At 69.9% G+C, this 20,890-nt stretch carries 21 protein-coding genes; 4 read left to right on the top strand and 17 right to left on the bottom strand.

What is annotated here, in order from left to right; all coding sequences use genetic code 11:
* Positions 1–56 precede the first annotated feature (56 nt).
* From MKK67_RS03580 to rsmD, 3 genes are all read left to right on the top strand, one after another.
* Positions 57–233 (top strand): DUF1328 domain-containing protein, encoded by a 177-nt coding sequence (locus tag MKK67_RS03580; protein WP_092039708.1) that lies wholly within the window; start codon positions 57–59, stop codon positions 231–233.
* A 131-nt stretch (positions 234–364) separates the two neighbouring features.
* Positions 365–2,245, top strand: a complete 1,881-nt coding sequence (locus MKK67_RS03575) for a pseudouridine synthase (protein ID WP_243962264.1) — start codon at positions 365–367, stop codon at positions 2,243–2,245.
* Positions 2,242–2,799, top strand: a complete 558-nt coding sequence (rsmD, locus tag MKK67_RS03570) for a 16S rRNA (guanine(966)-N(2))-methyltransferase RsmD (protein ID WP_243962263.1) — start codon at positions 2,242–2,244, stop codon at positions 2,797–2,799. The genes MKK67_RS03575 and rsmD overlap by 4 nt, the downstream gene beginning before the upstream one ends.
* A gap of 7 nt (positions 2,800–2,806) precedes the next feature.
* On the opposite strand, the gene MKK67_RS03565 is transcribed toward rsmD, so the two are convergent.
* The 4 genes from MKK67_RS03565 to MKK67_RS03550 form a co-directional block, all read right to left on the bottom strand.
* Positions 2,807–3,091, bottom strand: coding sequence for a cupin domain-containing protein (locus MKK67_RS03565; protein ID WP_409568363.1), 285 nt, complete (start codon positions 3,089–3,091; stop codon positions 2,807–2,809).
* A gap of 147 nt (positions 3,092–3,238) precedes the next feature.
* Positions 3,239–3,688 (bottom strand): helix-turn-helix domain-containing protein, encoded by a 450-nt coding sequence (locus tag MKK67_RS03560; RefSeq protein ID WP_243962262.1) that lies wholly within the window; start codon positions 3,686–3,688, stop codon positions 3,239–3,241.
* Positions 3,689–4,119: 431 nt separating this feature from the next.
* On the bottom strand, positions 4,120–5,064 hold the full coding sequence (locus MKK67_RS03555) for an alpha/beta fold hydrolase (protein WP_243962261.1): 945 nt from the start codon (positions 5,062–5,064) through the stop codon (positions 4,120–4,122).
* Positions 5,061–5,600 carry a phasin family protein gene (locus tag MKK67_RS03550; RefSeq protein WP_243962260.1) on the bottom strand — a complete coding sequence of 180 codons (540 nt, stop codon included), beginning with the start codon at positions 5,598–5,600 and terminating at the stop codon, positions 5,061–5,063. The genes MKK67_RS03555 and MKK67_RS03550 overlap by 4 nt, the downstream gene beginning before the upstream one ends.
* A 233-nt stretch (positions 5,601–5,833) precedes the next feature.
* Here MKK67_RS03550 and MKK67_RS03545 point away from each other — a divergent pair, with 233 nt between their 5' ends.
* The gene (locus MKK67_RS03545; protein WP_243962259.1) at positions 5,834–7,498 is read left to right on the top strand and encodes an AMP-binding protein; all 1,665 of its coding nucleotides are present in this window, start codon (positions 5,834–5,836) and stop codon (positions 7,496–7,498) included.
* A gap of 168 nt (positions 7,499–7,666) precedes the next feature.
* Here MKK67_RS03545 and MKK67_RS03540 read toward each other — a convergent pair whose 3' ends face one another.
* The 13 genes from MKK67_RS03540 to MKK67_RS03480 all read right to left on the bottom strand — a co-directional run bounded on the left by MKK67_RS03540 (position 7,667) and on the right by MKK67_RS03480 (position 20,618).
* Complete coding sequence (locus tag MKK67_RS03540; protein ID WP_243962258.1) at positions 7,667–7,999, bottom strand: DUF6285 domain-containing protein; 333 nt, start codon at positions 7,997–7,999, stop codon at positions 7,667–7,669.
* A 2-nt stretch (positions 8,000–8,001) separates the two neighbouring features.
* The gene (locus tag MKK67_RS03535; RefSeq protein ID WP_243962257.1) at positions 8,002–9,012 is read right to left on the bottom strand and encodes a phosphotransferase family protein; all 1,011 of its coding nucleotides are present in this window, start codon (positions 9,010–9,012) and stop codon (positions 8,002–8,004) included.
* A gap of 3 nt (positions 9,013–9,015) precedes the next feature.
* On the bottom strand, positions 9,016–9,783 hold the full coding sequence (locus MKK67_RS03530) for an SDR family NAD(P)-dependent oxidoreductase (RefSeq protein WP_243962256.1): 768 nt from the start codon (positions 9,781–9,783) through the stop codon (positions 9,016–9,018).
* 1 nt (position 9,784) lies between these two features.
* A complete protein-coding gene (locus tag MKK67_RS03525; protein WP_243962255.1) occupies positions 9,785–10,963 on the bottom strand; it encodes an acetyl-CoA C-acyltransferase family protein in 1,179 nt (392 codons plus the stop codon).
* A gap of 263 nt (positions 10,964–11,226) precedes the next feature.
* On the bottom strand, positions 11,227–12,432 hold the full coding sequence (locus MKK67_RS03520) for an acyl-CoA dehydrogenase family protein (protein WP_243962254.1): 1,206 nt from the start codon (positions 12,430–12,432) through the stop codon (positions 11,227–11,229).
* A 156-nt stretch (positions 12,433–12,588) separates the two neighbouring features.
* Positions 12,589–13,017: a helix-turn-helix domain-containing protein gene (locus MKK67_RS03515; protein ID WP_243962253.1), complete on the bottom strand. Its 429-nt coding sequence runs from the start codon at positions 13,015–13,017 to the stop codon at positions 12,589–12,591.
* A gap of 403 nt (positions 13,018–13,420) precedes the next feature.
* Positions 13,421–15,379, bottom strand: a complete 1,959-nt coding sequence (mutL, locus tag MKK67_RS03510; protein ID WP_243962252.1) for a DNA mismatch repair endonuclease MutL — start codon at positions 15,377–15,379, stop codon at positions 13,421–13,423.
* A 59-nt stretch (positions 15,380–15,438) separates the two neighbouring features.
* On the bottom strand, positions 15,439–15,792 hold the full coding sequence (locus MKK67_RS03505) for a hypothetical protein (RefSeq protein ID WP_243962251.1): 354 nt from the start codon (positions 15,790–15,792) through the stop codon (positions 15,439–15,441).
* A gap of 88 nt (positions 15,793–15,880) precedes the next feature.
* The gene (locus MKK67_RS03500) at positions 15,881–16,867 is read right to left on the bottom strand and encodes a branched-chain amino acid ABC transporter permease (protein WP_243962250.1); all 987 of its coding nucleotides are present in this window, start codon (positions 16,865–16,867) and stop codon (positions 15,881–15,883) included.
* Between the two features lie 23 nt (positions 16,868–16,890).
* The gene (locus MKK67_RS03495) at positions 16,891–17,778 is read right to left on the bottom strand and encodes a branched-chain amino acid ABC transporter permease (protein WP_243962249.1); all 888 of its coding nucleotides are present in this window, start codon (positions 17,776–17,778) and stop codon (positions 16,891–16,893) included.
* 36 nt (positions 17,779–17,814) lie between these two features.
* Complete coding sequence (locus tag MKK67_RS03490) at positions 17,815–19,032, bottom strand: ABC transporter substrate-binding protein (RefSeq protein ID WP_243962248.1); 1,218 nt, start codon at positions 19,030–19,032, stop codon at positions 17,815–17,817.
* 91 nt (positions 19,033–19,123) lie between these two features.
* A complete protein-coding gene (locus MKK67_RS03485; RefSeq protein WP_243962247.1) occupies positions 19,124–19,867 on the bottom strand; it encodes an ABC transporter ATP-binding protein in 744 nt (247 codons plus the stop codon).
* A complete protein-coding gene (locus MKK67_RS03480) occupies positions 19,860–20,618 on the bottom strand; it encodes an ABC transporter ATP-binding protein (RefSeq protein ID WP_243962246.1) in 759 nt (252 codons plus the stop codon). The genes MKK67_RS03485 and MKK67_RS03480 overlap by 8 nt, the downstream gene beginning before the upstream one ends.
* Positions 20,619–20,890 lie beyond the last annotated feature (272 nt).

The following is a 20,890-nucleotide window of genomic DNA, read 5'->3' as shown; positions in this document are numbered from 1 at the left end:
GGGATCCGCCCGCGGCGGGTTCCGATCCCGAACCGCGTGACTTTCGTGAGGTTGCCATGATCGGTTGGGCTATCACGTTTCTCGTCGTCGCTCTCGTGGCGGCGCTCCTGGGCTTCGGCGGCATCGCCGGTACCGCCATCGAGGCGGCCAAGATCGTGTTCTTCGTGGCGATCGCCCTGTTCCTCGTCTCCGCCGTGTTCGGCGTGATGCGCGGGCGCTCCCCCAGGCTCTGACGACGCGCCTGACGGCGTAGGATCGGGGGCGGTCCATTCGGGCCGCCCCGTTTTGTTGGGCTGAGCGCATATTCCTTTGCCGCGGCTCAACCCGTCTCGCCTGTCCGGGCCGGCTCTGGTAAGGCCGGCGCATGAGTGACTTGCCGAAAGACGATGTCCCGGGGGCGCCCGCCCAGCCGGACACCGAGACCACGCGAACCGAGCGCTGGAAGCCCGCCACCGATGTGGGCAGCGAATCCGAGACGAAGCCCGAAGACCCTTCCGCGGCGAGCCCGCCTCGAAAAGCGACGGCCGAGCCGGTCGCAGACGAGCCCGACGCCCCGACCCCGCCGGGCGAGCGTATCGCCAAGGCGATGGCCCGGGCCGGCATCGCCTCACGGCGTGACGCCGAAGCGATGATCCTGGCCGGACGCGTGAGCGTCAACGGCGAGACCCTGACCTCGCCGGCCCGCAACGTCACCGACGACGACACGATCCTGATCGACGGCGAGCGCATGCCGGCGCGCGAGCGCAGCCGCCTGTGGATCTTTCACAAGCCGCGCGGCCTCGTGACCACCGCCCGCGACCCGGAAGGCCGCCAGACGGTCTTCGAGGTCCTGCCCGAGGACCTGCCCCGGGTGGTCGCGGTCGGCCGCCTCGACATCAATACCGAGGGGCTTCTGCTCCTCACCAATGATGGCGGCCTCGCCAAGGTGATCGCCCATCCCGATACCGGTTGGCTGCGCCGCTACCGCGTCCGTGCCCACGGCGACACCGATCAGGCCCAACTCGACACCCTCGCCAAGGGCGTGACCATCGACGGGATGGAATACGGCCCCATCGACGCGACCCTGGACCGGGTGCAAGGCGACAATCTCTGGCTGACGCTCGGGTTGCGCGAGGGCAAGAACCGCGAGGTCAAGCGCATCCTCGAGCATCTCGGCCTGTCGGTGAACCGGCTGATCCGGCTGTCCTTCGGCCCGTTCCAGCTCGGCGATCTGGAAGTCGGCCTGGTCGAGGAGGTGCGCATGCGCGTGCTGAAGGATCAGCTCGGCAAGGCGCTGGCCGAACAGGCCGGGGTCGATTTCGAGAGCCCGGTGCGCGAGCCGATCGGCGCCTTCGGCAGCCCCAAGAAGGCTGAAAAGTCCGAACGGGCGCCGTCCGCCGGCCGAAACGCTGCGCGGCCCGCGCCGGCGCCCCGGGTCTCCACCGGCGGGGCCGGGTCCGGCCCGCGCAAATCGGCTTGGCGGGCCGACGAGGATTCCGGCAAGCCGCACGCCGCCCGCGTCCCGCGCCGGGGCGCGGATCCGCGCGCGTCGCAGGCGGCTGCGGCCGAGCGCGGCCATGAGCGGGTCGGGTCGTTCCAGAAGGGCGATCGCCGGGTCGTGGTTGAACGCCTGTCGGCGAGCCCGGCCGCGCCGGCCGTGGAAGAGAAGCCGCGCCGCCGCTACGCCGACCGCGGCGCGCCCGAGGGCGGCCAACGGAGTGTAGCGGGCCGTCCGGATCGCGAGAGCTGGGGCAACCGCGGAGCGTCGCCGCGGGGCGACCGGGGCGCGGGTGACCGTCCGAGCTACGGCGACCGTTCGGGGCCGCGCGAATCAGCCCGGGGTGCGTCCGGCCCACGGGATGAGGCGCGCCGGGACGACCGCCGTGATGCGCGGCCGGGCGGGCGCGGAGATCGGCCCTACGGCGCTGGATCCGGCGAGGGCGCGCCGCGCGGCCAGAGCGGTTTTCGTGGTGAGCGGTCCGGCGAGGGCGCACCGCGCGGCCAGAGCGGCTTCCGCGGTGAGCGGTCCGGCGGCGGAGGCAAGCCGGCCTTCGGCGGCCCGAAGCCCGGGGGCGGAGCGCGTCCCGGCGGCAGGCCCGGTGGTTTTGCGGGCAAGAGCGCCAGCGGCTTCGCCGGGAAAGGTCCCGGCGCCAAGCCGGGTGGCCGTCCCGGCGGCTTCAAGGGTGGCGGCAAGCCCGGCGGCGCGAGACCCGGCGGCGGTGGCGGCGGCGGCGGCGGCGGTGGGCGTCCGCCGCGCGCCCGATGAGGATCGTCGGCGGCGCCTGGCGCGGCCGGAAGCTCGCGACCCCGCGCACCGACGCGATCCGGCCGACGTCGGACCGGCTTCGCGAGTCGCTGTTCAACGTGCTGACGCACGCCTATGACGAAGTTGTTACCGGCGCGCGGGTCCTCGACCTGTTCGCCGGCACCGGCGCGCTGGGTTTCGAGGCCCTGTCACGGGGCGCCACCTACGCGCTCCTGGTCGATGAGGGCGCCGAGGCCCGCGCGGTGATTCGCTCCAATATCGAAGCGTTCGGCGCCGAGGGCGTGACCCGGCTGTTCCGGCGGGACGCGACGCGCCTCGGGCCGGCCGGCACCACGGCGCCGTTCTCCCTGGTCTTCTGCGATCCGCCCTACAATCGCGGGCTGGCGCCCCTGGCGCTGGCGAGCGCGGCCGAAGGGGGTTGGCTGGCACCGGGCGCCCTGGCGGTGGTGGAGGAGGCCGAGGGCGTGCAGCTCGCTTGGCCCGAGGGCTTTGCTCCGCTGGAGCGGCGCGTCTACGGCGACACTGCGGTGGCGGTGGCGCGCTTCGCCGGCTGAACGGGGTTCACGGCGTCTCGTCCGTTCCGACTTCCGGCCCGACATGGATCGCGAGCCAGATCGTCGGCGAATCGGTGCGCTCGACCCGATGACGGCGATGGGGCTCGATCAGGACTGTGTCGCCGGCGGTGAGCAGGCGCCCTGTCGGCTCGTCGGCGAAGCGCAGCTCGGCGGACCCGGCCAGCACCGCCACCCATTCTGCCTGCGGCTGGTCGTCGTAGAAGCCCGGAGGGCTCGCCTGCCCGGTCGAGACGATGCGCTCGATCCGCAGGCCCGGCGCCGCATACAGCACCGTGACGATCTCCTCGGACGCGTCGAGGCGAGATCGGCGAACAGGTTCGTCAGCAGTGTCGCGGCCATCGCCGGCGTCTCCCGAATCCGGTTCGCGAGACGCGGTGGGCTGTTTGGCGGAGCCGGTCAACCGGCCCCGGCCACCGTCTCAGGCCGACGGTACGGCAGCGCCGTTGGTCGCGGACCGCTGCTGCGCGGCGATGTCGGCGGTGCCGTGGCCGATGCGGGCCGCGGACTTCACCAGCGCGATCACGTCCCGGCGCATCTGGTCGTCGGTGATCTGATTGTAGGCGCGAAGCAGTTCCACAGCCCCGGCCACGCGCAGCAGCGCCGGGCCGTTCTCGGTGGCGGCCTCGGGCTCGGGCTCGAAGAAGCTCGCCACCGGCACGCCGAGCCGCTCGGCGATCGCCTGGAGGCGCCCGGCGCCGACGCGGTTCTTGCCGGTCTCGTACTTCTGAACCTGCTGGAAGCTGACGCCCAAAGCGCTCGCGAGGGCGGATTGGCTCAGCCCGTTAGCCGCGCGCAGGAACGCGATGCGGCTGCCGACCCCGTGATCGATGGCCGTGGTCTGCTTCGGCTTGGGGGTGGGGTTGGACATGGTTGGAAGTCCGAACTTCTTCAGGTTGCGCAGACGTGGTCGTGCGGACCCTGGCCGACGCTCACAACCGACAGGTGCAACATCACGCGGCCAAGGTCCAGACGTGACACCTGTTAGTGCCACAGTGCAGCCCAGTGTGCAACGAATGGTCACGCTTGCATGATCATGCAGGGCGAACATAGCCGCCTGGGTTTTGCGCTCGCGCCAAGGCGATCGGCACACAGATCGCCGGTGGATCAATTTTGACGGTCCGCACTACGCACGCTGGGACTTTCCGGCAACGATCGCGTTCGCACGATTGCCTGCTGCACAAATGATTCGGCCTCGCCTGGACTTTCGAACCTCGGATCGATCCTGATCTGATCCGCGCAGAGTCTTTCCGATGTCGAGCCCTGCCGGTGCCGAGCTTTGCCGATGCGGAGGCTTGCCGATCAGGCGGCTGGGCCGAGCCAGTCGGTGACGATGCGGAGTTGCGCGTCGTCGAGCAGAGCGGGGGCGTGGCCGCAATCGGGGATTTCGATCCGCTCGGTGGGCGGGCCGCGCCGGGTCATCTCGTCGGCGGTGGAGGCGAGGAGCAGTTCCGAGTGCGCGCCGCGCAGCAGCAGGACCGGGCAGGTGATCGCGTCCCAGTCGCGCCACATGCTGACGCTGTAGACCCGCCCCGGCCGGAAGGCGTCGCCGATGCCCGGATCGTAGTGCGGGCGCCAGCCGCCATTGGGCTCCGGGAAGAAGCTGTGCTTGGCGATGTGGCGCCACTGCTCGTCCGTGAGCGGCCCGAAGGCCGACAGCACGGTCCGGAGACGCGACTCGCCGGAGGCCAGGTTGTGGTGCAGCCGCGGGGCGTCGCGCAGCCGCGTCCCGATATGGCGGATCGGCGCCCAGGGCAGGAACGGCCCGATATCGTTGATCACCATCCGGCGGATCGGCGTGTTGGCGGAGGCTGCCAGCACCATGCCGGTGAGACCGCCGAGCGAGGTGCCGACCCAGTCGATCTTGCCGCTGATCCGCAGGTGCCCGATCAGGGCCGCCATGTCGGCGGCATACTGGGGCAGGCCGTAGAGTTCCGGGTCCTTGAGCCAGCCGCTCAACCCCCGCCCGGGCAGATCGGGGCAGACGACCCGGTAGCCCATCTTGGCCAGCTTGTATCCGAGCGGATCGAAATCCCGGCCCTGCCGGCTCAGGCCGTGGACGCAGACGACGACGTGGGGGCTGTCCGGATCGCCCCATTCGACATAGGCGATGCGGTGGAAGTCGTGCGGCGCGTAGGCGGCGAAATGGCCGGTCCGGAACGGCGCGTCGGCGCGGCTGAGATCGTCCAGGCGCGGCATCGGCTCCGGTGCGGACTCCGCGACCCGCTCAGCGGAGAGCGCGGTCACGGGGTTTCCGTGCGGGCAGCGGCTTCGCGGGCGAGGCGGCTGGTGGTCTGGTGGAGGTCGACCATCTGGTCGGTCAGGCGGCGCGACTGCTCCTGCATGAAGGTGACGTGCAAGGCCGCCACCTCGCGGGCGTCGGCCGCCTTCGTCAGGCGTTCGGCGAAGTCCAGGGAGGCGCGGACATTGGTGTCCGAGGCGACCAGCATCCGGTGCCCGATCTCGCGCATCGCCGCCATGGCGTGTCCGGCATTGTCCTCGAACGCGTTGTAGAGCCGCGCGCCAACGGCGTCCCACTGCTCGCGCATCTTGCGGGCGCCGGCGACATTGCTGTCGGAGAGCTGGTGCGCCGTCTCGCGGCTCGAGCCCATCACCGAGCGCCAGCCATCGAAGCTCTGCGCCAGGGAGGTCTCGAAGGCGTTCAACGCCATCTCGCCGGCTTCGGCGAAGTGTTCATAGGCTTCGCGGACCCGCGCCAGGCTGCCCTCGGCGATCTCGCGTCCAGCCTGTGGCGGGACCATCGGCAGGTTGTCGTCCTTCACAAGCCTCTCCCGCGCGTCGAACGTCCTCAACCGCATTCCGCCAGGGCGGCTCCGTCGTCAACCGCCGCCGCGTGACAGAGCCTGGATCGTCTCGACAGGTTTCGACATCCGTGCGGCGGTGTGATGACCGAGCCCGCCTGTAACCGGCGCGCCGATTGACAGTCCGGAGGGACGCGACGTCATCTCAGGGCCGAGCGCACGCCACGCCAGCCGCCCGATCAGAAGGCACACCGATGACGGAGACAGATCCGACCCGCGCGGGCGCCCGGGAATTCGACCGTCATCCGTTCGAGACGGGGCTCGACCAAACGCCGGCGAACTACGTCCCGCTGACGCCGGTCAGCCTGCTGGCTCGGGCCGCCGCCTCCGTGGGCGCGCGGATCGCCGTCGTCGACGGGGCGCGGCGCCTGACCTATGCCGAGCTGTACGGGCGCTGCCGCCGCTTCGCCTCCGGGCTGGCACGGCGCGGGATCGGGCGCCTCGACACGGTGGCGATCCTGGCGCCGAACGTCGCCGAGATGATCGAGGCGCATTTCGCCGTGCCGATGCTCGGCGCCGTGCTGAATCCGCTCAACACCCGCCTCGACCCGGCGACCATCGCCTTCTCCCTCGATCATGGCGGCGCCCAGGTGCTGATCGTCGAGGCCGAGTACGGGGCGCTTGCCGCCCGGGCCCTTGCCGATCGCGCGCGGCCGATCCTAGTGGTGGAGATCGGTGTCACCGGCATCGCCGGCGCGATTCCCTATGAGACCCTGCTCGCCGAGGGCGACCCGGACTATGCCTGGCCCGGCCCCAGGGACGAATGGCAGTCGCTCTGCTTGCTCTACACGTCGGGCACCACTGGCGATCCGAAGGGCGCGGTCTACAGTCATCGCGGCGCCTATCTGCAGGCGCTCGGCAACGCCGTCACCTTCGGGCTCACCGCCGAGAGCGCCTATCTCTGGACGCTGCCGATGTTCCATTGCAGCGGCTGGTCCTACCCCTGGGCGAGCGTCGCCGCCTGTGCGACCCAGATCTGCCTGCGCAAGGTCGAGCCGGCGGCGATTTTTGCGCTGATCGCCGAGCACGGCGTGACGCATCTGTGCGGCGCACCGATCGTGCTCTCGATGATCGCCCACGCCCCGGCCTCGGACCGCGTGCCGTTCCGGCAGCGGGTGCGTTGCGCGGTGGGCGGGGCGGCGCCGTCCTCGACGATCATCCGCACCATGGAGGAACTGGGCTTCCAGGTGACGCATCTCTACGGCGCCACCGAAAGCTACGGCCCGGCCACCGTCTGCCTGGAGCAGCCCGATTGGGCCGACCTGCCGGACGACGACCGTTACGCCCGGATGGCCCGGCAGGGCGTGGCGCTCGCGACCCTGGAGGGCGTGGTCGTTGTCGATCCGGACACCGACCGGCCGGTGCCGCAGGACGGCCTGACGGTCGGCGAGATCTGCCTGCGCGGCAACACCGTGATGAAGGGCTATCTCGGCAATCCCGACGCCACCGCGCGGGCGCTCGCCGGCGGCTGGTACCGCACCGGCGACCTTGCGGTCTGGCACCCCGATGGCGCCGTCGAAATCAAGGACCGGGCCAAGGACATCATCATCTCGGGCGGGGAGAACATCTCCAGCCTGGAAGTCGAGGAGGTGCTGATGCGCCATCCCGCGGTGATGTTGGCGGCCGTGGTGGCGCGCCCGGACGCCACCTGGGGCGAGAGCCCCTGCGCGTTCCTGGAGATCAAGCCCGGCGCGGGCAGCCTCACCGATCGGGAGCTGATCGATTTCTGCCGGGAGCGGATGGCCCGGTTCAAGGTGCCCAAGACCGTGGTGTTCGGCCCGCTGCCAAAAACCTCGACCGGCAAGATCCAGAAATTCGTCCTGCGCGAGCAGGCCCGGGCGCTGTCGGACCCGGTCTGACGCCGGCCATCCCACCCACCCCCTCATCCTGAGGCGCCCGCGCCAGCGGGCCTCGAAGGAGCCCTCCAGGGATCGCGCGGCCGGCTGGAAGCCTCCTTCGAGGGCTCCGCTTCGCTGCGCCGCCTCAGGATGAGGGGGGGGTGAATTGGATGTCCCCGGGTTTGAGCGTCACGCTCCGGGCTTCGACGGCTTCCAGATATCAGCTGCGGCCTCCGCGGCGGCGCTGAGGGCCGCGTGCAGCTCCGGATCGGCATCGCGCGCGCCGGTTCGGATCGCCCGGACCAGATCGTCCAGCCCATCATCGCCCGTGCCACCGAGGAGCCGCGCGCTGGTCTCGCCGAGCCGGTCCGCCTGCGCGATCTCCCGCGCGGCGATGCCGATGGCGTTGGCGACCATCAGGGCGACGTAGCGTGGCCGGCCGGTGAGACCGGGCACGACTTCTTCCGTGAGCGCCCGGCGGGCGGCGTCGAGGAGGGCGGCGCCGGAGGGTTCGTCCTGCATGCTCAGCTCCAATGCTCCGGGGCGGTCGCCCGCAGGATCGTGCGTTCCAGCTCGGGCACCATCCGGCCGGTGAGCGCCAGCTCCAGGGAAAACTCCCGGCCGGAGACGTGGCGGGCGCCCTGTTCCAGGGCGATCACCGCCCAGCGCAGATGCGCCAGCACCTCCCAGTAGGCGACGCTCTCGGGATCGATGGTCCAGCCACTTTCCTCCGTGTAGCCCCGATAGAACGCCGCCCGGGACCCGATGCCGCCGGCCTCGAGATCCGGCCGGCCGAAGCGCCAGCAGGCGGCGCAGAACCAGCCGAGATCCTGCGCGGGGTCGCCCCAGCCCGCGAATTCCCAATCGAGGATCGCGGTGAGCCCGGATTCATCCACCATGTAGTTGCCGGTGCGGAAATCCCGGTGCACCAGGGCCGGCGCCGGGCAGTCCGGCGCCCGGACCTCGCCCCAGCGCAGCCCCCATTCGATCGCCGGGCGCTGAGCGCCGATCCCGTCGAGGCTGGCGCGCAGACGGGCGATCTCGGCGAGCGCCGGCTGCTTCTCGGGCTCACCCAGAAAGGCGAGCGCAGCGGGAGGCTCCCGCGGATCGACGGCGCCGTGGATCCGGGCCAGCTCCCGGCCGAGCGTCTCGGCCAGGACCTCCCGGTCGCCGCCGAGGGACAGGTCCTTGGCGATGCGCGGCCCGAGGCCGACGCCCTCGACGAGGCCCATCAGCGCGAAGGGCGAACCGAGAACCGCCGGATCGTCGCAGAATCCGACCGGCTCCGGCACCCGCACGCCCGCCTGCCAGACCGTTTCGAGGATGCGGAATTCCTCCGCCCGGGACCGACTCGACGCGATGGTCGCGGCGGCGTCCATGCGCAGCACGAAGGCCCGCGCGGTATCGCCGATCCGGCAGCGGACCAGCCGGTTTTCCTGGATCGAGCCACCGCCCAGCGGGCGGATCTCTTCGATGGTGAGGTCGGGATGGCCGAGATGCCCGGCGATCCAGTCGCGCAGCCGCGTCTGTTCCATCGGCTAGAGTCCCGACACGAGGTGGCCGCCATCGACCGCGACGACGCTGCCGGTCATGTACGAGCCCGCCTCCGACGCTAGCAACAGCAGTGGGCCGTCGAGTTCCGAGGCCGCGCCCAGCCGGCGCTGCGGCACGCGCTTGATCAGCGCCTTGCCGGGCTCGGAGTCGAAGAACGCGTCGTTCAGCTCGGTGGCGATGTAGCCCGGGGCCAAGGCGTTCACCCGAATTCCGTGGCGGGCCCATTCGAGCGCCAGGCTTTTCGTGAGTTGCACCACCCCGGCCTTCGAGGCGGCGTAGGGCGCGAGCCCGCCGGTGACGCGCAAGCCCAGGATCGAGGCGATGTTGACGATGCTGCCGCCCGCCCCGTGCCGGACCATGCGCCGCCCGGTCGCCTGCGCGACGAGCCAGACGCCCTTCAGATTCGTGTCGAGCACGAAGTCCCAGTCGGCTTCATCCAAGTCGAGGGCCGGCTTCGTGGCGGTGACGCCGGCGTTGTTGATGAGCACCGAAACGGGCCCGAACCGCGCCTCGGCGGCATCGAGCGCCTGTTCGACACTCGCGGCGTCGGTCACGTCCATGACGACGGCGTGCGCCTCGCCGCCGCCATGCTCGACCCGTGCGACGGTTTCGGCCAGGGCGTCGGCGCGTCGGGCGCCGAGCGAGAGGCGGGCGCCGGCCTTGGCCAGCGTGCCGGCGAAGTGGCGGCCGAGGCCGCTCGACGCGCCGGTGACCAGCACGTGCCGGCCGGTGAGATCGAACAGGTCCGCCATCTCAGTGCAGCCGCTCGATCGCCATGGCGATGCCCTGGCCGCCGCCGATGCACATGGTGACGAGCCCGTAGCGGCCGTTGACCCGGTCCAGCTCGTAGAGGGCCTTCACGGTGACGATCGCCCCCGTTGCCCCGAGCGGATGGCCGAGCGCGATGGCGCCGCCATTCACGTTGACCTTGGCCGGGTCGAGGTCGAGGGCGCGGGAGACCGCGCAGGCCTGGGCCGCGAAGGCCTCGTTCGATTCGATGACATCGAAATCGGCGGCGCGCAGGCCGGTGCGTTTTAGCAGACGCTGCACGGCCGGTACCGGTCCCATGCCCATCTCGGACGGATCGACCCCGGCATGGGCGTAGCCGACGATCCGGGCGAGCGGTTTCGCCCCGTCGCGCTCGGCGGCCGCCGCGCTCGCCAGCACCACGATCGCGGCGCCATCGTTGAGCCCCGAGGCGTTGCCGGCGGTGACGCTGCCGGTCTTGGAGAAGGCCGGACGCAGTTTGGCGAGATCCTCGGCGCTGGTGGCCTTCGGGTGCTCGTCGGTGTCGAACGCCACAGTCTCGCGCTTGCGCTGGACTTCGACCGGCAGAATCTGCTCGCGGAACCGGCCCTCGCGGATTGCCCGGGCGGCCCGTGCCTGGCTCTCGGCCGCGAAGTCGTCCTGCATGGCTCGGGAGATGCCGTAGCGCTCGGCGACGTTCTCGGCCGTGACGCCCATATGGCCGTGGCCGAACGGGTCGTTGAGCACGCCGACCATGTAATCCATCAGGGCCGCGTCGCCCATGCGCTGGCCGAACCGGCCGGTCTTCAGCAAATGAGGCGAGCGGCTCATGCTCTCGGCGCCGCCGGCCACCGCGACGTCTGCGTCGCCCAGCATGATCGCCTGGGCAGCCGAGACGATCGCCTGCAGACCGCTGCCGCACAGGCGGTTGACCGTGAGCGCCGGCACCGCCTCGGGCACCCCGCCCTCGATGGCCGCGACCCGGGCGATATAGGCATCCCGGGGCTCCGTCGGGATGACGTGGCCCAGCACCACATGGCCGACGGTTTCGGGCGCGGTCCCGGAGCGCTTCAGCGCCTCCGCGACGCATTGGGCCGCCAGCTCGGCCGGCGGAATCGCAGCGAGCGAGCCCCCGAAAGTGCCGATCGCGGTGCGGACCGCACCGGTGATCACGACATCGATCATTTTTTCGGACCTCCCCGCCCATACCGAAGTTCTAGATTTGTTCTGGTGAGAGCCGTGCGGGAACCGACGCACGGTTCTCCTCATCGCGCCCTCATCCTGAGGTGCCCGGCGATCGGAGATCGCTGGGCCTCGAAGGAGCCCTCCAGCCGGCCGCACGATCTCTGGAGGCCTCCTTCGAGGCGTCCGCTGCGCGGACGCACCTCAGGATGAGGGGGCGGGTTGGATGTGATTCCGGGAGGAAAACCATCCGCCCCGACCAACCGTCACCCCTCGACACCCCAAGTCCAGAACGCATCGCCCTCGGCCTCGAGATTGCGGTTGAGCACCATCTTGTGGACCTCGTCGGCCCCGTCCACCAGCCGGGCCTGCCTGGCGTAGCGGTAGATCCACTCGAGCGGCGTGTCGGTGGAGTAGCCCCGGGCGCCGTTGATCTGGATCGCAATGTCGGCCGCCGCGTGGATCAGGTTGGCGACGTGGACCTTGGCCATCGAGACCTCCTTGCGGGCGAAGCTGCCGTGGTCCAGCGCCCAGGCGGCCTTCATCACCAGCAGCCGGCCGATCTCGATCCGCATGGCGAGGTCGCCGAGCATGAGCTGGATGCTCTCCCGGTCGGCGAGCCGGATCCCGAAGCCGTGGCGCTCGCCCGCGTAGGCCCGGGCGATCTCGACGCAGCGCTTCGACAGGCCGAGCCAGCGCATGCAATGGGTCAGCCGCGCCGGGCCGAGGCGGATCTGCGTCAGCTTGAGGCCGTCGCCCTCGTTCATCAGGACGTTTTCGGCCGGGATCTCCAGACCGTCGAACAGCAATTCGCAATGGCCGCCATGCTCCTCCGGACCCATGATCGGGATCCGGCGTAGAATCTCCCAGCCGGGCTGGTCCTTGTGGAACAGGAAGGCGGTCAGGCCCTTGCGGGCATCGTCGGAGGTGCGCGCCATCAGGATGAAATGGGCGGCCTCCTCGGCCCCGGTGATGTACCATTTGCGGCCGGTGACCACGTAGGTGTCGCCCCGCCGCTCGGCCCGGGTCTGGATCATGCCGGGATCGGAGCCGCCGCCGGGATGCGGCTCGGTCATCGCAAAGGCCGAGCGGACCTCGCCGCGCACGATCGGGGCGAGCCACCGCTCCTTCTGGGCCGGGGTGGCGACCTTCTCCAGCACCATCATGTTGCCGTCGTCGGGGGCGGCGGAGTTGAACACCACCGGCCCGAAGATCGAGCGGTTCATCGCCTCGTAACAGACCGCCATGCCGACCTTGTCGAGCCCGGCGCCGCCGGTCTCGGGCTTGAGTTGGAGGCACCACAGCCCTTCCGCCTGAGCGAGCCCGCGCAGACGGGCCAGCTCGGCGAGGCCGATATTGCCGTGCGCGTCATAGGCCGACCGATCCGCCTCCACCGGCAGGATATGCGCGTCTACGAAGGCCGCGATCCGCGCGCGGTAATCCTCGACGCGGCGGGAGATGGTGAAATCCATGGTCGCGGGCTCCGGCAGCGGCGCGGTGCGGGTCAGGGAAGGTGATGCGCTAGAGGCGGGGTATCGGGTCTTCAGTCGAGAAAAAGCACGCCGCATAAGGCGGCACCGTGAGACAGGTGGAGGCTGGCGTCGCATCCGGCCTGAAGGCGACGTCGGCTATGAAGTGGCGGAGACGAGCGGTTTCTCCAGGGCCGAGCGGACCTCTTCGGGCATCCGGTCAATGATATGGAGAAAGCCGAGCGCTGCCGGATCGGGCTTGCGTCGGCCGGTCTCCCAGTTGCGGATGGCTGACACGTCGAGTCCGTAGCGTAAGGCAAACTGCTCCTGCGTCAGCCCGAGGCGTTCGCGAAGATCCCGGACATCGACCGCGCCGCGGTTCACCTCCGCGGCCTTGCATCCGGCTTGGCGGAGATCGTCCGCCAGCACGCCCGCATCCTCGACGGTAGGGAGCTCGACAACCGCGTAGCCCCTGCACAGAACCTCCTCGACGACGCGCTTCGCCCGGAGGAGGCTAATCCCGCGCTTTGCCAGGGCGAGCGCCGCGGCGACCGCCAGGACCTGCTGCGCGCCCTCGGCCGGGGTCACGGAGATCACCGCGGGGGACCCGGAGGTGACGCGGGATATGTCCCGGACGGGCCCCAGACGTGCGAGCCGCTCCCTCAACGATGAGTTCATCGAAGCCGGTCTCCTCGACAGCCCAGCGCGCCAGCCGCCGGAGATTGGCCGGACCGATCGTGCCGCTGCCGCTCTCGGAATGCATGTGGACCCCGAAGAGCCGCAACCTGCGTCCCTCATCCTCAAGGGCGACTTCGGCCATAAGGTGAAGCGCCCCAACCGGAGTTGACATCTTCACCGTGATGACGTCGTCACCCGTGACGCCGTCATCACGGAATTCAAAGGTTACGGCATTCCGAGCCCAGCGCTTTTGGTATGCCATTGGCACGGTAGTTTCAAGGTGCCGCGCTCTCGTGCCAGCCGCACTGCCCCATCACCGGCGGCCGAACAGCCGCTCGATATCGGAGAGCTTCAACTCGATCGAGGTCGGGCGGCCGTGGTTGCACTGGCCGGAATTGGGCGTCGCCTCCATCTCGCGGAGCAGCGCGTTCATCTCCTCCGGACGCAGGCGCCGCCCGGCGCGGACCGAGCCGTGGCAGCTCATGCGCGAGAGCACCGCGTCGAGGCGCCGGCCCAGCGGGCCGCCCTCGGTGGCGGGGGCGCCGCCCTCCTCGTCGCCGCTCGCCTCCAGAGCGTCGAGGATGTCGGTGACGAGGTCGCGGATCGAGGCGCCGAGCAGGGCGGCCGGCACCTCGCGGACCAGCACGGCGCCGGTCCCGAAGGCCTCGATGGTGAGGCCGAGCCGGTCGAGATCCGGAGCGGCGGCGACGAGGCGCTCGGCCGCGTCCGGGCTCATCTCGACCACGTCGGGGATCAGCAGGCCCTGACGGGCGATACCGCCCCGGGCCCGCTCCGCCTTCATGCGCTCGTAGACCAGGCGCTCATGGGCGGCGTGCTGATCGACGATCACCAGGCCGTCCCTGGTCTGGGCCAGGATGTAGGTCTCGTGGATCTGGGCGCGGGCCGCGCCGAGGGGGTGGTCGACGGCCTCGGCCGCCTCGGCCAAAGGACGGACATCCGCCTGGGGCGGCGCCGCGTCATCCGCCGGGCGCTCGAACAGGGCCTGGGCCGCCTCGCCGAAGCCTTGAGGTTCTTCAAAGACCGGCTCCGCATGCTCGCCATTGGGTTCGGGCGCCGGCCGCCAGCTCTCCGGCCGGCGATAACCCGAGGGGGCCGCCACGGAGGGCGTGCCCGCGGGGAAGAAGCTCGGCCGGGCCGATCGGAACAGGCTCGGCGCGGCTGCACCGGTATGGGTGGCGAGCGCTGGGCCGGCCGGGCGCAGGGCGTCGAGGGTCCGGCTGGCGCCGGTGGTGGCCGAGCGGGCGCCGCCCCGGCGCAGGGCGTCGTGGATCGCGCTCACCATCAGCGCCCGCACCAGACCAGGCTCGCGGAACCGGACCTCGGTCTTGGCCGGGTGGACGTTGACGTCGACCAGTTCGGGATCGCAGGCGATGGAAAGCCCGAGCACCGGGTGGCGGTCGGAGGCCAGGGTGTCGGCATAGGCGCCGCGCACCGCGCCGAGGAGCAGCCGGTCGCGCACCGGGCGGCCGTTGACCACGAGGTGGATGTAGCCCGCGGCCCCGCGGTGATAGGTCGGCAGGCCGACATGGCCGGTGACCGAAAACCCCTCGCGGGCCAGCGACACCGGCAGGGCGTTGGCGGCGAAATCCGCGCCCAGCACGGCGGTGAGGCGGCGGAGTTCCCCTTCAGGGCCGGTCTCGGACGGCAGCAGCAGCGGCTGGCCGGCATCGGCGCGCAGGGTGAAGCGGATCCCGGGCTGGGCGACGGCGAGCCGCCGCAGGGTCTCGGCGATGGCGGCGTTCTCGGCCCGGTCGGATTTCAGGAACTTCAGCCGTGCCGGCGTCGCGGCGAACAGCTCGGTCACCTCGATCCGGGTGCCGCGCTGAGCCGGGGCCGGGCGGACCGGACCCTTGAGGCCGGCCTCGACGGTGAGGCTTGCCCCGGCCTCGGCGCCCTCGGGGCGGGTGGTGATCGCGAGCCGCGACACGGCGCCGATCGAGGGCAGCGCCTCGCCGCGGAATCCCAGCGTGTCGATGGCCGAGAGGTCGCCGCCCGGCAGCTTCGAGGTGGCGTGGCGCTCGACGCAGAGCGTCAGATCCTCCGGGCTCATGCCGCGGCCGTCGTCGACCACCCGGATCAGCCGGCGGCCGCCATTCTCCACCACCACGTCGATGGTGCGGGCCCCGGCATCGATGGCGTTCTCGACCAGCTCCTTCACGGCCGAGGCCGGACGCTCCACCACCTCGCCCGCGGCGATGCGGTCGACGAGGATCGGGTCCAGGCGGCGGATGACGGGCGCGAGAGTGGACATCGAGGGCCACGATAGCCCGGGGGGAGCGGCGCTCCTAGAGGCTCACGCCGCCGCGGCGCTCAGGCGCGGCGGCCCGAGCCACCGAGGCTGACGCGGTTGCCAGCCGGCCGGGCGCCGTGGCTCGGCGCCTTGTAGGGCCGGCGCGACGCGTCGTAGAGGGCGTTGCCGACGAGGCCGGCTGTGCGGCGCAGGATTGCGCCGTCGCAGGTGGCCGCGACGCGCACGCCGATCTCGTGGGTGTGGCTGCGGCCATACAGCCAGACGGCGAGGCGCGCCCGGGTCGCCTCCGGGATGCCATCGAGGATGTAGGAGGCGGTATCGGCGTCGGCCTTGATCAACTGGCCGACGGTTTCGGGCGGAATCGGGCAATCCACCGCGGGATCGTCGATGCTCAGTGGCTGGGTCTTCGTCATGGGTAAACCTGTCAGCCTGGGAACTGCAGGTTGAGCTGTCGTGGTTAATGATCCGTCAACGATCGCACGATGGCCGCCTCGGCGGATCTCACAGCGGCTTACGGATGATCCGGGCGATCAGGCCGACGATACCCTCCCGGAACAGCAGCACGCAGAGCACGAAGACGCAGCCCTGGATGATCGTCACCCAGGCGCCGAACTGCGCCAGGTACGTTTCCATGGTGACGATCACCAGCGCGCCGACGATCGGCCCGAACACCGTGCCCATGCCGCCCACCAGCGTCATCAGCACCACCTCCCCCGACATCGACCAGTGGACGTCGGTGAGCGAGGCGAGCTGGAACACGATCGCCTTGGTCGAGCCGGCGAGCCCGGCAAGCGTCGCCGAGAGGACGAAGACCGCGAGCTTGTACTGGTTGGCCCGGTAGCCCAGCGAGATCGCCCGGGGCTCGTTGTCCCGGATCGCCTTCAGAACCTGCCCGAACGGCGAGTGGATGATCCGGTAGATCAGCAGCATCCCGGCCATGAAGACCACGCAGACGAGGCCGTACATCGCCCGGTCGTCGGCAAGGCTGAACACGCCGAACAGATACCCACGCGGCACAGCCTGGATGCCGTCCTCGCCGCCGGTGAACTTGGCCTGCAGCGAGAAGAAGAACGCCATCTGGGCGAGCGCCAGGGTGATCATCGAGAAGTAGATGCCCTGGCGGCGGATCGCGAGCGACCCGAAGACCAGGCCGAACAGAGCCGCCGTGGCGGTGCCCGCCAGGATCGCCAGTTCCGGGGTGAAACCGAGGCTTTTGGCCGTGTAGGCGCACAGATAGCTCGCCATGCCGAAATACGCGGCGTGGCCGAACGAGAGCAGGCCGCCGTAGCCCAGCAGCAGGTTGAAGGCGAGCGCGAACAGCGCGAAGCACAGGACCTTCATCAGGTAGACGGGATAAAGCACCATCGGCGCCGCGATCAGCAGCAGCGCGATGCCGACGAAGATCATCCGGTGCAGCGCCTTGTCGTCGCGGCGCGTCGGCAGCGCGGCGGCGATCGGGGCGACGTCGATGGCGGCGGTGTCGGCCATGGGGGTCGAGCCTCTGATCTCTCTCAGGCCGTGCGCCCGAACAGGCCGGCGGGTTTGACGAGCAGCACCAGCACCATGATCACGAAGATCACCGTGGCCGAGGCCTCGGGGTAGAACACCTTGGTCAGGCCCTCGACCAGGCCCAGCGCGAAGCCGGTGATCACCGAGCCGATGATTGAGCCCATGCCGCCGATCACCACCACGGCGAAGACCACGATGATGATGTCGGCGCCCATGTTCGGGTTCACCGAGTAGATCGGCGCCGCGAGCACGCCGGCGAAGCCAGCCAGCGCCACGCCGAACCCGTAGGTCAGGGTCAGGAACAACGGCACGTTGACCCCGAAGGCCTGGACCAGGGTCGGGTTCTCGGTGGCGGCGCGCAGATAGGCGCCGAGCTTGGTCTTCTCGATGACGAGCCAGGTGGCGATGCAGACGGTGAGCGAGGCCACCACCACCCAGGCCCGGTAGTTCGGCAGGAACATGAACGGTAGGCGCTGACCGCCCGACAGCTCCGCCGGGATCGCGTAGGGCAGGCCCGAGACGCCGTACTGATTGCGGAACAGGCCCTGGATGATCAGGGCCAGCCCGAAGGTCAGGAGCAGGCCGTAGAGGTGGTCGAGCTTGTACAGCCGGGCGATCAGCACCCGCTCCAGCACGACCCCGAACACCCCCACCACCAGCGGGGCGAGGCCCAACGCCCACCAATAGCCGAGCCCGACATAGGTCAGCAGCATCCAGGCCACGAACGCGCCCATCATGTAGAGCGCGCCGTGGGCGAAGTTGATGATGTTCAACAGCCCGAAGATGATCGCGAGCCCGAGCGACAGGATCGCGTAGAACGAGCCGTTGATCAGGCCGAGCAGCAATTGCCCGAACAGCGCCTGGGTCGGCACGCCGAAGATCGTGGTCATCGCGGTCCCCTCATGGCCGTCCTCGGTGCCACAGCTTCAGCCCTTCACCAGCGGGCAGTTGCCTTCGTTGAGCGGGCGAAAGACCTGGTCGCCGGGGATCGTGTCGAGCTTGGTGTAGAGATCCCACTCGCCCTTCGACTCGGACGGCTTCTTGACCTCGAACAGGTACATGTCGTGGATCTTGCGCCCGTCCGCGCGGATCGTGCCCTTGCCGAACAGCGGGTCGTCGGTGGGCATGGACTTCATCTTGGCGACGGTGGCGGCGCCGTCGGCGGTCGACTTCGTCTCGGCCACCGCCTTGAGGTAGTGGAGCACGTCCGAATAGACGCCGGCATGGTTGGCGGTGGGCTTGGAATTGCCCTTCATCTGCTTGGCGAACCGGTCGGAGAAGGCCCGGGTCTGGTCGTTCAGGTCCCAGTAGAACGGCTCGGTCAGGACGAGGCCCTGCGCGACTTTGGTGCCGAGGGAATGCACGTCCGAGGAGAACACCAGAAGGCCGGCCAGCGCCTGCCCGCCCTCGGTGATGCCGAACTCACCGGCCTGCTTGATCGAATTGATCGTGTCGGTGCCGGCATTGGCGAGCCCGATCACCTTGGCGCCGGACCCTTGGGCCTGGAGCAGGAACGAGGAGAAGTCCGAGGTCGGGAACGGCGTCTTGACCGAGCCGATGACCTTGCCGCCATTCTTGTTGATCACCGCGCTGGTGTCGCGCTGCAGGGTCTGGCCGAACACGTAGTCGGCGGTGAGGAAGAACCAGGTGGTGCCGCCGCGCTTGACCATGGCGCCGCCGGTGCCGTTGGCGAGCGCCACCGTGTCGTAGACCCAGTGGATCGTGTTCGGCGTGCATTGCGGGCCGGTGAGGTCGGCAGTGCCGGCGCCGGTATCGATGAAGACCTTGTTCTTCTCCTTGGTCACCTGGCTGATCGCCAGGGCGACCGACGAGGTGACGCCGTCGGTGATCATGTCGACGCCGTCACGGTCGTACCATTGCCGGGCGATGCCGGCCCCGACATCGGGCTTGTTCTGGTGATCGGCGGAGACGATCTCGACCTTCAGCCCGTGCTCGGCCGGCTTGAAATCCTCCACGGCCAGCTTCGCGGCGACCACCGAGCCTTCGCCGCTGATGTCGGAATAGGCGCCGGACCGGTCGCCCAGGATGCCGATCTTCACATTCGTCTGCGCGCTCGCGCTGCCCATCATCAGGGCACCGGCGATTGCGGCGAGGGACACGGACCCGATGAGACGTCCGAACATGGTCTTCCTATCCTCCAGCGGCGCAGCGGATCACCGCCTGCCGAGTGTCCGACGCCGTTTTCCGGCGCTTAGCAGGTATTGGTCGTCCGCCTCAGACGCCGAGATAGGCGTGAAGCTTGTCGATATTGGCGTCAAGCTCGGCATTCGGGATCATGTCGATCACCCTGCCCTGCTCGATGACGAAGTGCCGGTCGGCCAGAGTCTGCGCGAAGCGGAAGTTCTGCTCGACCAGAACGATGGTGTAGCCCTGAGACTTCAACTGCTGGATCGTCCGGCCGATCTGCTGGACGATGACCGGGGCGAGACCTTCCGTGGGCTCGTCCAGCAGGATCAGCTTGGCGCCGGTCCGCAGGATCCGGCCGATGGCGAGCATCTGCTGCTCGCCGCCCGAGAGCTTGGTGCCCTGGCTGCCCGCGCGTTCCTTTAGGTTCGGGAACAGGGTGTGGATCTCCGCCACCGTCATCCCGCCGGGCTTCACCCGGGGCGGCAGCATCAGGTTCTCGTGGACCGTGAGGCTCGCGAAGATGCCGCGCTCCTCCGGGACGTAGCCAAGGCCGAGCCGGGCGATGTTGCGCGACGCCATCCGGATGGTCTCGACGCCGTCATAGACGATCGAGCCGGCCCGCTTGCCCAGGATGCCGATGATCGCCCGGAGCGTCGTGGTCTTGCCGGCGCCGTTGCGGCCGAGCAGCGTGATCACCTCGCCGGCCCGGACATCGAGATCGATGCCGTGGAGGACGTGGCTCTCGCCGTACCAGCCCTCCAGCCCGCGCACGGTGAGGAGCGCATCCGTCGCCGCGGCCGGCACGGGAGTCTTCAGGGCCGCCTCACGCATGTCCCGCCCCGATATAGGCCTCGATCACCCGCGAATCCTTCGAGACGGTGGCGTAATCGCCCTCGGCCAGGACCTGGCCGCGGGCCAGCACGGTGATGCGATCGGACAGCGACGCCACCACCGAAAGGTTGTGCTCGACCATCAGGATGGTCCGGTCCTTCGAGACCCGGCGGATCAGTTGCGCCGTCCGATCCACGTCCTCGTGGCCCATGCCGGCCATCGGCTCGTCGAGGAGCAGCATCTCGGGATCGAGCGCCAGGGTCGTGGCGATCTCCAGGGCGCGCTTGCGGCCATAGGACAGCTCGACCGCGAGCGAATCGGCGAACTCGGACAGGCCGACCGCCTCGACGAGCGCCAGGGCCTCGCCGTCCAGCGCCCGCAGCACCTTCTCGGGCCGCCAGAAATCGAAGGAATCGCCCCGGAGCCGGCGCTGGAGCGCGATCCGCACGTTCTCGGTCACCGTCAGGTGCGGGAACACCGCCGAGATCTGGAAGGACCGCACCAGGCCGAGCCGCGCCACGTCGGCCGCCCGCATCCCGGTGATGTCGCGATCCTTGTACCGGATGGTGCCGGCGGTCGGGATGAGGAACTTCGTCAGCAGATTGAAACAGGTCGTCTTGCCGGCGCCGTTCGGGCCGATCAGCGCATGGATCGTCCCGCGCTCGACTTCCAGCTTGACGCCGTTGACGGCCCGGAATCCTTTGAATTCCATCGTCAAGCCGTCGGTCGCCAGGATCACGTCCCGTGCCAAGCGCGTCCCTCCCGCGTATGATTTATTGACGACCATATCGCCGATCCGGTCGTGAACAGTCCATCGCAAACGCTCGCCGCGGCGGGACAATCCCCGGCTCATGATATGTTGACGCTTTTCCGACCCGGGTCGGGCATCACGCCGGATCCACACGAGTGACCCCAACAGGGGTCGGGCCGCCTGCTTTCCGGAGCGGACCGGCTGGGCGACCTGCTTGACCGTCTCAAGGCCGAGCCTATAACTCAGACAAATTACAGATCGGGAGGGTGCGC

The sequence above is a fragment of the Methylobacterium sp. J-072 genome (assembly GCF_022829425.1).
GTDB lineage: Bacteria > Pseudomonadota > Alphaproteobacteria > Rhizobiales > Beijerinckiaceae > Methylobacterium.
This window is presented reverse-complemented; position numbering and strand designations above follow the sequence as displayed.

Coding starts and splice junctions, on each gene's coding strand:
- MKK67_RS03530 (WP_243962256.1), bottom strand. CDS start 9,783: ATGGCGGACCTGTTCGATCTCACCGGCCGGCACGTGCTGGTCACCGGC.
- rsmD (WP_243962263.1), top strand. CDS start 2,242: ATGAGGATCGTCGGCGGCGCCTGGCGCGGCCGGAAGCTCGCGACCCCG.
- MKK67_RS03485 (WP_243962247.1), bottom strand. CDS start 19,867: ATGCGTGAGGCGGCCCTGAAGACTCCCGTGCCGGCCGCGGCGACGGAT.
- MKK67_RS03560 (WP_243962262.1), bottom strand. CDS start 3,688: ATGTCCAACCCCACCCCCAAGCCGAAGCAGACCACGGCCATCGATCAC.
- MKK67_RS03545 (WP_243962259.1), top strand. CDS start 5,834: ATGACGGAGACAGATCCGACCCGCGCGGGCGCCCGGGAATTCGACCGT.
- MKK67_RS03580 (WP_092039708.1), top strand. CDS start 57: ATGATCGGTTGGGCTATCACGTTTCTCGTCGTCGCTCTCGTGGCGGCG.
- MKK67_RS03495 (WP_243962249.1), bottom strand. CDS start 17,778: ATGACCACGATCTTCGGCGTGCCGACCCAGGCGCTGTTCGGGCAATTG.
- MKK67_RS03575 (WP_243962264.1), top strand. CDS start 365: ATGAGTGACTTGCCGAAAGACGATGTCCCGGGGGCGCCCGCCCAGCCG.
- mutL (WP_243962252.1), bottom strand. CDS start 15,379: ATGTCCACTCTCGCGCCCGTCATCCGCCGCCTGGACCCGATCCTCGTC.
- MKK67_RS03490 (WP_243962248.1), bottom strand. CDS start 19,032: ATGTTCGGACGTCTCATCGGGTCCGTGTCCCTCGCCGCAATCGCCGGT.
- MKK67_RS03540 (WP_243962258.1), bottom strand. CDS start 7,999: ATGCAGGACGAACCCTCCGGCGCCGCCCTCCTCGACGCCGCCCGCCGG.
- MKK67_RS03500 (WP_243962250.1), bottom strand. CDS start 16,867: ATGGCCGACACCGCCGCCATCGACGTCGCCCCGATCGCCGCCGCGCTG.
- MKK67_RS03520 (WP_243962254.1), bottom strand. CDS start 12,432: ATGGATTTCACCATCTCCCGCCGCGTCGAGGATTACCGCGCGCGGATC.
- MKK67_RS03505 (WP_243962251.1), bottom strand. CDS start 15,792: ATGACGAAGACCCAGCCACTGAGCATCGACGATCCCGCGGTGGATTGC.
- MKK67_RS03535 (WP_243962257.1), bottom strand. CDS start 9,012: ATGGAACAGACGCGGCTGCGCGACTGGATCGCCGGGCATCTCGGCCAT.
- MKK67_RS03525 (WP_243962255.1), bottom strand. CDS start 10,963: ATGATCGATGTCGTGATCACCGGTGCGGTCCGCACCGCGATCGGCACT.